Raw genomic sequence first — 10,467 nt, 5'->3', positions numbered from 1 at the left:
AATGGTCAAAATGCCCTGCAGCGCTTGCGCATCAAGCGCCAGAAGCTATCACAACAGTAGCAAGAAATAGCTCAGACCGCGCCCTTACAATCGTGTGCTCTCCTCCCCGTAGTTCAATGGATAGAACGAGCGCCTCCTAAGCGCTAGATACAGGTTCGATTCCTGTCGGGGGGACCATCTGGCTATCCGCAAAGCCGCACGCTGGCAGCACCGTGCGGTTTTTTTTTTTTGCGCCCGGGCTACAGCTGAAAGCCCACGGCCCGCACTACCCCTTCCAGGATGTCGCGCCCCCACGACGGGCGGCGCGCGGCATACGGGTGGGCGGCGGCAATCAGCTGGGCGCTCCACTCTGACATCCAGTGCAGCTGCTGCGGGTCGTAGAACGCGGTCATGGCCTCGTAGTTCAGGAACAGGCTGCGCGCGTCCAGGTTGAGCGACCCGGCCAGGGCCAGGTCGTCATCAATCAACACGGCCTTGGCGTGCACCATGGCGGGCGACAGCCAGACCTGCGCGCCCGCGGCGGTCAGCTCGCGCAACGCACGTTCGCGCGCGGTGTCGGCCAGCCAGTGGTTGGAGCACGCAGGCACCAGCAGGCTGACCTGCACGCCGCGGCGGCAGGCCAGGCACCAGGCGTCCAGCAGCGCGTCATCGGGCACAAAGTACGGCGTGACGGCCACGATGCGCCGCTGCGCGTGGTAGGCCGCAGCCAGCAGCAGCGCGTGCACGGTGTCGTCGGCATGGTCGGGGCCGCTGGGCAGCCACTGCGCCAGCGGGCCAGTGGCTGGCGGGGCGGGCTGGGCATGCGGGGCGCGCAGCCGCTGGCCTTTGCGCAGCCGAATGCCGCTGGCCACGCGCCAGTCGGTGGCAAAGCGGGCCTGCGCCTGCGCGGCCAGCGATCCGTGGATTTCGTAGCTCAAGTCCACCCAGGCAGGCTGGCCTGGGCGGCCCTCAAAATATTCGCTGGCCAGGTTGCGCCCGCCGCTCCAAAGGCGCTGGCCGTCGGCCACGGCCAGCTTGCGGTGGTTGCGCAGGTTGGTGCGCCCGTGCAGCGGGTTGTGCAGCAGCGGCATGAAGCGGCGCACCTGCACGCCCTGGCGGCGCAGCGCGCGCAGCATGCGCGGGGGCGTGCGCAGGCTGCCTATGGCGTCCACCAGCAGGCGCACCGTCACACCGCGGCGCACGCATTGCAGCATTGCCTGGGCCACCTGGTCGCCGACTTCGTCGTGCGCCAGGATGTAGGTGCAAACGTCCAGCCGCTGGCGTGCCGACGCGATGGTGGCCAGCAAGCCCTGCAGCGCCTGGCCGCCATCGGCATGCATCACGATGCTGTGGTTGCGCACAGCGGGCGCCAGCTCCATGCTGGCCAGCAGCCGCGTGGCCCAGGGCGGGCCCTCGCCGGGCCATGCCTGCGCCGGGGCACTGGCATGGCGCACGGGCCTCGCCAGCTTGCGCGTGCCAAACAGCAAGAACAGCGGCACAAACAGATACGGAAAAGCCACGATGCCCAGCACCCAGCCCACCGCGGCCGACGGGTGGCGGCGCTGGTGCCCGATGCGCGTGGTCATCACATAGACCAGCAGGCCCACGGCCACAAAAACCGCATGGCCCAGGCCCGAGAGCACGGTAGCGCGGATCATGCAGAGACTCCCACGCCACTGCCAGAAGGGAATGGATTGCAATGCTTACGCGGGCGACGCGGCATGGCGTAAAGCATAACGGCAACCACCACTTGCAAAAACTGGTGGTTGCCTGCACAGCCGCTTTCAGCGCTTACAGAGTGTGCACTGGGGCCAATGTGTCGCCAAAAGAGTCAAAACGCGGATTCCAGCGTGGGCAGGGCGAGACGCGCTTTGGTCAGGGCCATGCCCAGATTGGCGGTTTTACGGCATACGAAAACAGCTACGTAATCGGGATTGATTTTGCCGCGCAAGAACACGTGGATCAGGTTCTCGCTATTGACGATGACTTCCTGGAAATAGTGAAAGCCGTCATCCTGCAGCCCGCGCGCCTTCTTGAACAGACGCTCAATCATGCTCACGTTGGGGCCGGCAAACATGTCGGCTGTGGCTGCGGCCAACAGATCAATGACTTGCTGAGGGTGCGAATCCACGGTCTTGAGCGCCAGCAGCATGCCGGACGATATGTCCACATAGCCTGCGGCCACGCACTCGGGCACCGTGCTGGCTGCCTGGTTCAATGCATTGTCGAAACTCATCGGGCAATTCCTCCATTTTGGGTCGTGGGGATCACACAATCTTCTGCAAGATCATGTTTTCATAGCTCTGCAGGAAGGCTTCCTGCTCGGCGTTCTGCACATAGCGCGGGTCGATCAAGCGCACCCGGCGCAGTGCCTCTGGCGCGGTCAGCCCTGCCCGTACCCACCACGCAGCCAGGACGACGCCGGTGCGCCCCCGCCCTGCCAGGCAATGCACCGCCAGCACTTCTCCGCGTTGGATCAGCCCCTCCATGCGCTTGAGCAGCATCGAGATTTGCGCAAGGGTGGGCACTTCATGGTCGTAGATGGGTAGATGCAGGTTGGCCAAGCCGTGCTGGCGCAGCACGTCGCCGGGCAAGTCCCGCTCCGTCAGGGTGATGAGCTGGGTAATACCCATGCGCTTGAGCGCCACGAGGTCATGGTGGATGTCGTTCACCGCGCCCGGCAGCGGAGCGCCTGCAATGCGGCCAGGCTCCAGCCAGGCAAAGCCCAGAGGGGCGTTCACGGGCTGCTCGGAGGGCGGCAGCATGGCGCTGGAAACAGCCGCGGATGCGGTCTTGGCCTCGGCCACGGCCTGCAGCACGCTGGCGGGCACATGCCGCGGGGCGGGCGGCGGGGCCACGTCGTCGGCCAGGCAGTCGGGGTCGGCATCGAGCGAAGGCACCGAGCAGCTGCCGGTGCGCACGAACTGCATGCCCGCCGCGGACTGCGGCGCACTCAGGAAGTCCTCCATGGCCCGAGCCTCCTGGATGCGCCCTCCGGCCAGCAGCACCATGCGATCCGCCAGTTGCGCAGCTTGACGCTGGTTGTGCAGCACCACCAGCAGGGTGCTGGTGCGGGCCACCTCGCGCAGCAGCTCCAGCAGCACATGGGCGTCGTAGTCCGGCAAATTGGAGGTGGGCTCGTCCACCATCAGCAAGGCAGGCTCGCAAGCTGCCTCGCGCAAGATAGCCACGGCCCGCTGCAGCAGTGGAGGCTGGTCGAACACCATGCCATCCAGTGCCAGCGCCAGCTCGGGTACGCCCATGCGGCGCACAAGGCTGGCGCACCACTCGCGCAGCTCCAGGGGCGACAGTCGCAGCGACTCACGCACCGGCCCGGCGAGCGCATCAAGCACAGTGGAGCTCATGACATGCGCGCCCTGCTGCACCAGCCCCGGACGAGACCCTTGGCCGAACGGGCGACCGTCGTAGGTCACGGTTCCCCATCTGCTAAAGCGCGGATGTCCCTCGTGCAGCCCGGCCAACGTGCGCAGCAACGCCGACTTGCCCGAGCCCGACGGCCCCAGCAACGCGGTGACGCTGCCGCGAGGCAGTGAAAAATCCAGATCCGCCAACACCATCCTGGCGCCGAATGCCACGCCAAATCCCGCAACCTCAAGGCACTGCTGCGTGCTATCCATTCGTCCGTCCTTCGATTCCAGCCCACGAGCCGCCAAGGCAGCGGCACCTAGCAAATACCCTAGATTCTAGGGAGGCACTCATTTGCGGCAAGTCAAAGAGAACGGGCGCACTTGTGATAGCGCATAAACCGACACAAGAGAAACAGTATGTGTCTTGCCTTGACGAATATGACCAAAATGTGTCTTTACGTACAAAATACTCGCCAATTGCTACTTCTTTAATAGCTATTAGCGCTTTTATTCAAAGGCTTTAGTTCATTTTCATCCAACCGCCTGTATCAGCTCCAGCACACGCTCGGGCGGGCGGCACAGCAGCGCGCCGCGCGGCGTGGTGACGATGGGGCGGTTGAGCAGCACCGGGTGCGCGGCGATGGCGGCGATCAGCTCGGCGTCGGTGCGCGCCGGGTCGGCCAGGCCCAGCTGGGTGTAGGCGGCTTCTTTGGTGCGCATCAGCTCACGCACGGGCACGCCCAGGCGTGCAACCAGGGCGGCAAGCTGCGCCGCGTCCAGCGGCTGGGCAATGTAGTCCACGATGGCAGGCTCGATGCCGCGTTCGCGCAGCAGCGCCAGGGCGCCGCGCGAGTTGCTGCAGCGGGCGTTGTGGTAGATGGTGATGTCGGCTTTGGCTGTCATGCGCCGCAGTGTAGGCCGCGCAAACAACGGGCGCGCCACGCCCGGCAGCGCAAGGGTCAGCGCGAGGAGGCGCGCAGCGTGCGGCTGAGCAAAATTACCGGCACCAGCCCTACGGCCACCAGCGCCAGCGAGGGCAATGCAGCCTCGCCCAGGCGCTCGTCGCGCGCCAGTTGGTAGGCCACCACGGCCAGGGTGTCGCTGTTGAAGGGGCGCAGCACCATGGTGGCGGGCAGTTCCTTCATCACATCGACAAACACCAGCAGCGCCGCTGCGGCGGTGGATCGTTTGAGCAGCGGCCAGTGCACGCGCGCCATCAGCCCGAAGCTGCCCACGCCCAGCATGCGCGCCGAATCGTCCAGGCTGGGCGCAATGCGCGCATAGCCGCTTTGCACCGACTGCAGCGCCACGGCGCAAAACCGCACCAGGTAGGCCCAGACGATGCCCACGGCCGTAGCCATGATGATGGCCGGCAACCCCCAGCCGGGCGCCGCCGCCTGCAGCCAGCCCACGGGCAGCAGCAGCCCCACCACGATCACCGCGCCGGGCACGGCATAGCCCAGGCTGACCAGCTGCACCACGCCGCGCGTGAGCGCGTCGCGCCGCCGGCGCACGGCAAACGCCAGCACCAGCGCAATAGCCACCGCCAGCACCGCGGTGATGCCGCCCAGCCGCACACTGTTGATCGCCCATTCCACAAAGCGCGACCAGGGCAGCACCTGCCAGTCGGCCACCAGTGGGCGCAGCATGAACAGCACCGGCGCCACGAAGCCCATCAGCACCGGCAGCGCGCACACCAGCCACGCCGCCACGGCGCCAGCGCCCTGCAGCCGCGTGGGCTGCGCGTCGGCAGACCCGGCGCGGCCCACGCCGCCCGTGGCAAAGCGCATGCGGCGCTGCGCGCGCAGCTCCAGTTGCAGCAGCACCAGCACCAGTGCCAGCAAGAAGGTGGCCAGCTGGGCCGCGGCCAAGCGGTTGTCCATGGACAGCCAGGCCTTGTAGATCCCGGTGGTGAAGGTCTGGATGCCGAAGTACGCCGCCACGCCGAAGTCGGCCAGCGTCTCCATCAGCACCAGCGCTACGCCCGCCGCCACGGCAGGGCGCGCCAGCGGCAACGCCACGCTGCGGATGCGCCGCGCAGGCGATGCGCCCAGCAGGCGCGCCGCCTCCATCAGGTGCGCGGCGCGCTCGCCCAGCGCCGTGCGCGCCAGCAGATACACGTAGGGATAGAGCGAAAAGATGAACACCCACACCGCGCCGCCCAGACTGCGCACCTCGGGCAGCAGGCGGCCTTCCAGCCCGAAGGTGGCGCGCAGCCACATCTGCAGCGGGCCGCTGAACTGCAAAAAGTCGGTATAGGCGTAGGCCGTCACGTAGGCTGGCATGGCCAGGGGCAGCAGCAGCAGCCATTCCAGATGGCGCCGGCCCGCAAAATCAAACAGCGTGACCGCCGCCGCGCAGGCCGTGCCCACCAGGGCCGCGCCCACTGCCACGGCCACGCTCAGCCACAGCGTGGTCCACAGATAGTCCGGCAGCACGGTGGCGGCCATCTCGCGCAGGATGGCCGCCGACTGCGCGCCCCCCTCGCCCCACGGCAGCCACGCGCCCAGCACCGCCAGCACGGGCAGGGCCAGCAGCAGTGCCAGCACGATCAAAGGAACGGAACGCAGCGCGCGGTGAATATGGTGCAAGGGATGGCCCCGGGCGAAAGATGGCAAGGCGATAAAAAAAAGCATCCGCCACGTGCGCCGCCGGATGTTGGCGGCTGGGATGCAAATGCGAATGATTTTAGTGCTCCTAGAATAGCGTCATGTTTTTGGAAGTCTCCCAATTGAATGTGCGGTACGCCAACCGCGCGCAGGCCGCCGTGCACGGCGTCACGCTGGGCCTGGCGGCCGGCGAGATTGGCGTGCTGATCGGCCCGTCGGGCTGCGGCAAGACCACATTGCTGCGGGCCGTGGCCGGGCTGGAGCCTCTGACGGGCGGCACCATCCGCCTGGGCGGCGAGGTGGTGGGCACGCCCGGGCACAGCGTGCCGCCCGAGCAGCGGCGCATCGGCATGGTGTTTCAGGACTACGCGCTGTTTCCGCACCTGAACGTGGGGCGCAACGTGGCCTTTGGCATCCACACCCTGCCCCGCCCCGAGCAAGACCAGCGCGTGCGCGAGGCGCTGGCCCTGGTGGGGCTGGAGGGCAGCGAGTCGCGCTTTCCGCACGAGCTGTCGGGCGGCCAGCAGCAGCGCGTGGCGCTGGCGCGGGCGCTGGCGCCACGCCCGCGGCTGATGCTGCTGGACGAGCCGTTTTCCAATCTGGACGTGGACTTGCGCGAGCGCCTGGCGCACGAGGTGCGCACCATCCTCAAGGCCGCAGGCGCCACGGCGCTGTTCGTCACGCACGATCAGCTGGAGGCTTTTGCCATCGGCGACCGCATCGGCGTGCTGGACGGCGGCCACCTGCACCAGTGGGACGACGCCTATGCGCTCTACCACCGCCCGGCCACGCGCTTCGTGGCCGACTTCATCGGGCATGGCGTGTTTGCACCCGCCACGCTGGTGCGCCAGGGCGATCAGGTGGTGGCGCGCACCGCCCTGGGCGACCTGATGGACGCGGACGGCTGCCTGCTGCCGTCCAGCTACCCCGGCGGCGAATGCGACGTGCTGCTGCGCGCCGACGACGTGGTGCACGACGACTCCGCGCCGGTGCGCGCGCGCATCGTGCGCAAGGCGTTTCGCGGGTCTGAATTTCTGTACACGCTGGAGCTGGCGGGCGGCCTGCAGGTGATGGCCCATGTACCCAGCCACCACGACCACGCCATGGGCGACTGGATCGGCATCCGCCCGCAGGTGGACCATGTGGTCACCTTTGCGCGCGAGTGACTGCGCGCAGGCAATACACACTCTTTTTGCCTCCAGCCCTTTACTTATAAGCGCTGGCAGCTATTTTTTTGATAGTAATGATTGCCAGCAATCACCGCTGCCGCAAGGCATCGACCGCGCCGTGCAGGTGCTCGCTCCAGGTGTGACGGTCACGGCCCTGGGCGTGCTCGGGGGTGCCAAAGTGCACGACGGCCGTGATGGGCGGCGCCGTGAGGGTGCGCCAGATCGAGCCCACCAGGGTTTCGTCTCCGATGAAACTGGCCGCGTGGGTGGTGGCGCCGCTGGCGCGATCCACAAAGCGCAGCCCCATGGGCTGCACGGGGGCATCGGCCGTCAGTGCTGCCTGCAACAAATTGGCGTGGAAGGGCAGCAGCGTGCGCCCGTCGCCCGTGGTGCCCTCGGGGAACACGGCCAGCACCTCGCCGCGCTTGAGGGCGTCGCTCATGTTGCCCACCATGCGCAGCGCGTCGCGGCGATTTGAGCGCTCGATGTACAGCGTGCCGGCAGCCGTGGCCAGCGTGCCCACCAGGGGCCAGTCGCGCACATCGGATTTGGACACAAAGCGGCAGTAGCGCGCCGCATGCAGCACCGGAATGTCCAGCCACGACAGGTGGTTGGACACCAGCAGCGTGGGCCCCTGGCGCGGGGGCGTGCCGCGCACTTCCAGATGAACGCCCGCGCAGGCCAGCAAGCCCAGCGCCCAGGCCTGCACCCGGGCCTGCTGCTGGTCTGCAGACAGGCGCGGAAAGCGTACCGCCACCACCACCAGGCCCTGGATCACATGGGCCACCAGGCGCAGCACGCGCCAGCTTGCTCGCATCGGACGCAGCATGGGTTTGCAGCCTTTGCGCGTTGGTATCAGACGCGCTCGAAGGCGACTTGCCCGCCCACCAGCGTGCAGCGCACGCGGCCAGGCAGCTCGTAGGACGAGAACGGCGTGTGCTTGCCCTGGCTGGTCAGCGCGTCGGCCTGCACCGTCCAGTGCCCGGCCGGGTCAAGCACGCACAGATCCGCCACGCCGCCCACGGCAAGGCGGCCCACGCTGGCCTGCAGCGTGCCCAGCGCCGCGCCCAGCACGCGCGCGGGTTCCGACGTCACGCAGGCCAGCGCGCGTGGCAAAGGCGCGCCGCCTTCCTGCGACCACTTCAGGGCCACGGACAGGAGCAGCTCCAGCCCGGTCGCGCCGGGCTCGGCCTCGGCAAACGGCAGGGCCTTGGCGTCTTCATCCACCGGTGTGTGGTCGGAGACCAGCGCATCGATGGTGCCGTCGAGCAGCGCCGCGGCCAGCGCATCGCGGTCGCGCTGCTGGCGCAGCGGCGGCATGAGGCGGGCGCGGCTGTCGAAGTAGCCGATGTCCACCTCGGTGAGCATCAGCGAGTTGATGCTCACGTCGCAGGTCACGGGCAGGCCGTCGGCCTTGGCGCGCCGCACCAGATCCACCCCTGCGCTGCTGGACAGGCGGCACAGGTGCACGCGCGCGCCGGTGGTCTTGAGCAGCTCGAAGATGGTGTGCAGCGCAATCGTCTCGGCCGCCACGGGGATGCCGGGCAGGCCCATGCGCGTGGCCAGCGCGCCACTGGCGGCCACGCCGCGGCCCAGGTGCAGCTCTTGCGGGCGCAGCCAGACGGTGTAGCCGTAGGTGGCGGCGTATTGCAGCGCACGCTGCAGCACCTGGGTGCTGGCCAGCGGCACATCCGCCTGGCCAAAGCCCACGCAGCCGGATTCGGTCAGCTCGGCCATCTCGGTCAGCACCTCGCCCGCCAGACTGCGCGTGAGCGCGCCCAGCGGAAAGAGCCGCGCCTGGTGCAGCTTTTCAGCACGGAACTTCAGCATCTGCACCAGACCGGGCTCGTCGAGCACCGGGTCGGTGTCGGGCGGGCACACCAGGCTGGTAATGCCCCCGGCGACCGCCGCCGCCATCTCGGATTCGAGCATGCCTTCGTGCTCGTGCCCGGGCTCGCGCAGGCGCGCCGCCAGGTCCACCAGACCCGGCAGCACGATGCAGCCGCTGGCGTCGATCACGCGGCCGGGCGCGAAGTCTTTGGGCTCGCTGCCCACCGCGATGATGCGGCCCGCCGCCACCGCCACGTTGCACACCTGGTCGAGGCCGCTGGCGGGGTCGATGACGCGGCCGTTCTGGATGAGGATTTTCATGGTTTCAAGCCAAATTGGCCGTCAGCGCCCGTCCCATAAGCGCTAACAGCTATCGATACAATAGCAAAAAAGTCATCTGAGTGACGCGGCACATGCTTGGGCACGCCCCACGCCAGCGGCCACCGTGGAGCCGGCTTTGCCGGGCTACTGGCGGCGTCCCCCTGGGGGGAAGGCGCGAAGCGACTCAGGGGGGTCATGCTTCATTCCCGGCCACGATGGACATGACCGCCATGCGCACGGCAATGCCAAACGTCACCTGCGGCAGGATCACCGCCTGCGGGCCGTCCACCACGGCCGAGTCGATTTCCACGCCGCGGTTGATGGGGCCGGGGTGCATGACGATGGCGTCGGGCTTGGCCCAGCGCAGGCGCTCGGGCGTCAGGCCGAAGCTTTTGAAATATTCCTGGCTGGACGGCAGCAGCGCGCCGCTCATGCGCTCGTTTTGCAGGCGCAGCGTGATGACCACGTCGCAGTCGCGGATGCCTTCTTCCAGGTTGTGGAACACGCGCACGCCCATCTGCGCCATGTCGGACGGCACCAGCGTGCGCGGGCCCACCACGCGCACCTCGGCCGCGCCCAGGGTGGTGAGGGCGTGGATGTCCGAGCGCGCCACGCGCGAGTGCAGCACGTCGCCCACGATGGCCACCGTGAGGTTGGAGAAATCCTTCTTGTAGTGCCGGATGGTGTACATGTCCAGCAGCCCCTGCGTGGGGTGCGCATGGCGGCCGTCGCCGGCGTTGATCACGTGCACATGCGGCGCCACATGCCCCGCGATGAGGTAGGGCGCGCCCGATTCGCTGTGGCGCACGACGAAGACGTCGGCGGCCATGGCGCTCAGGTTGTCGATGGTGTCCAGCAGGGTCTCGCCCTTGGCGGTGGAGCTGCGGGCGATGTCCAGGTTGAACACGTCGGCGGACAGCCGCTTGGCGGCAATCTCGAAGGTGGTGCGCGTGCGCGTGCTGTTTTCGAAGAACAGGTTGAACACGCTCTTGCCGCGCAGCAGCGGCACCTTCTTGACCTCGCGGTCATTGACACTGGTGAAGTTGGCGGCGGTGTCCAGAATGTGCGTGACGATGTCGCGGGGCAGGCCCTCGATCGACAGCAGGTGGATCAGCTCGCCGTTCTGGTTGAGTTGGGGGTTGCGCTTGTACAGCACCGTCAGACCTCTTTGACGTCGAAATGGAATGCGCC

9 protein-coding genes and 1 tRNA gene are annotated in these 10,467 nt (G+C 67.7%); 2 read left to right on the top strand and 8 right to left on the bottom strand.

Annotation, left to right across the window (positions count from 1 at the left end; all coding sequences use genetic code 11):
- The first annotated feature begins 102 nt into the window (after positions 1 to 102).
- Positions 103 to 177: transfer RNA gene (locus AB7E35_RS00170), tRNA-Arg, on the top strand.
- 62 nt (positions 178 to 239) lie between these two features.
- Here AB7E35_RS00170 and AB7E35_RS00165 read toward each other — a convergent pair.
- The 5 genes from AB7E35_RS00165 to AB7E35_RS00145 form a co-directional block, all read right to left on the bottom strand.
- Positions 240 to 1,637: a phospholipase D-like domain-containing protein gene (locus tag AB7E35_RS00165; RefSeq protein WP_428161925.1), complete on the bottom strand. Its 1,398-nt coding sequence runs from the start codon at positions 1,635 to 1,637 to the stop codon at positions 240 to 242.
- Positions 1,638 to 1,810: 173 nt separating this feature from the next.
- Positions 1,811 to 2,215 (bottom strand): hypothetical protein, encoded by a 405-nt coding sequence (locus tag AB7E35_RS00160; protein WP_428161926.1) that lies wholly within the window; start codon positions 2,213 to 2,215, stop codon positions 1,811 to 1,813.
- A 31-nt stretch (positions 2,216 to 2,246) separates the two neighbouring features.
- Positions 2,247 to 3,617, bottom strand: a complete 1,371-nt coding sequence (locus AB7E35_RS00155; protein WP_428161927.1) for an ATP-binding cassette domain-containing protein — start codon at positions 3,615 to 3,617, stop codon at positions 2,247 to 2,249.
- Positions 3,618 to 3,878: 261 nt separating this feature from the next.
- Entirely contained in the window at positions 3,879 to 4,250 is a 372-nt protein-coding gene (arsC, locus tag AB7E35_RS00150; RefSeq protein WP_428161928.1) for an arsenate reductase (glutaredoxin), read from the bottom strand.
- A gap of 56 nt (positions 4,251 to 4,306) precedes the next feature.
- Positions 4,307 to 5,983 (bottom strand): ABC transporter permease, encoded by a 1,677-nt coding sequence (locus AB7E35_RS00145; protein ID WP_428161929.1) that lies wholly within the window; start codon positions 5,981 to 5,983, stop codon positions 4,307 to 4,309.
- 74 nt (positions 5,984 to 6,057) lie between these two features.
- On the opposite strand from AB7E35_RS00145, the gene AB7E35_RS00140 reads away from it, so the two are divergent.
- Complete coding sequence (locus AB7E35_RS00140; RefSeq protein ID WP_428161930.1) at positions 6,058 to 7,122, top strand: ABC transporter ATP-binding protein; 1,065 nt, start codon at positions 6,058 to 6,060, stop codon at positions 7,120 to 7,122.
- A 91-nt stretch (positions 7,123 to 7,213) separates the two neighbouring features.
- Here the strand turns inward: AB7E35_RS00140 and AB7E35_RS00135 are convergent, their stop codons facing one another.
- The 3 genes from AB7E35_RS00135 to AB7E35_RS00125 form a co-directional block, all read right to left on the bottom strand.
- Positions 7,214 to 7,954 (bottom strand): lysophospholipid acyltransferase family protein, encoded by a 741-nt coding sequence (locus AB7E35_RS00135; protein ID WP_428161931.1) that lies wholly within the window; start codon positions 7,952 to 7,954, stop codon positions 7,214 to 7,216.
- Between the two features lie 26 nt (positions 7,955 to 7,980).
- Positions 7,981 to 9,276, bottom strand: a complete 1,296-nt coding sequence (locus tag AB7E35_RS00130; protein ID WP_428166876.1) for a dihydroorotase — start codon at positions 9,274 to 9,276, stop codon at positions 7,981 to 7,983.
- Positions 9,277 to 9,469: 193 nt separating this feature from the next.
- Positions 9,470 to 10,432, bottom strand: a complete 963-nt coding sequence (locus tag AB7E35_RS00125) for an aspartate carbamoyltransferase catalytic subunit (RefSeq protein WP_428161933.1) — start codon at positions 10,430 to 10,432, stop codon at positions 9,470 to 9,472.
- Between the last annotated feature and the right edge of the window lie 35 nt (positions 10,433 to 10,467).

This window comes from Diaphorobacter sp., from assembly GCF_050251835.1.
In the GTDB taxonomy this organism is placed as follows: domain Bacteria; phylum Pseudomonadota; class Gammaproteobacteria; order Burkholderiales; family Burkholderiaceae_C; genus JBFXIE01.
The sequence above is the reverse complement of the archived record's forward strand: the minus strand, read 5'-3'. Positions and strand labels throughout refer to the sequence as shown.

What these genes read in the sequence shown, in the direction of transcription:
- AB7E35_RS00165 (WP_428161925.1), bottom strand. Translation starts at nt 1,637, where the DNA reads ATGATCCGCGCTACCGTGCTCTCGGGCCTGGGCCATGCGGTTTTTGTG.
- AB7E35_RS00160 (WP_428161926.1), bottom strand. Translation starts at nt 2,215, where the DNA reads ATGAGTTTCGACAATGCATTGAACCAGGCAGCCAGCACGGTGCCCGAG.
- AB7E35_RS00155 (WP_428161927.1), bottom strand. Translation starts at nt 3,617, where the DNA reads ATGGATAGCACGCAGCAGTGCCTTGAGGTTGCGGGATTTGGCGTGGCA.
- arsC (WP_428161928.1), bottom strand. Translation starts at nt 4,250, where the DNA reads ATGACAGCCAAAGCCGACATCACCATCTACCACAACGCCCGCTGCAGC.
- AB7E35_RS00145 (WP_428161929.1), bottom strand. Translation starts at nt 5,983, where the DNA reads ATGCTTTTTTTTATCGCCTTGCCATCTTTCGCCCGGGGCCATCCCTTG.
- AB7E35_RS00140 (WP_428161930.1), top strand. Translation starts at nt 6,058, where the DNA reads ATGTTTTTGGAAGTCTCCCAATTGAATGTGCGGTACGCCAACCGCGCG.
- AB7E35_RS00135 (WP_428161931.1), bottom strand. Translation starts at nt 7,954, where the DNA reads ATGCTGCGTCCGATGCGAGCAAGCTGGCGCGTGCTGCGCCTGGTGGCC.
- AB7E35_RS00130 (WP_428166876.1), bottom strand. Translation starts at nt 9,276, where the DNA reads ATGAAAATCCTCATCCAGAACGGCCGCGTCATCGACCCCGCCAGCGGC.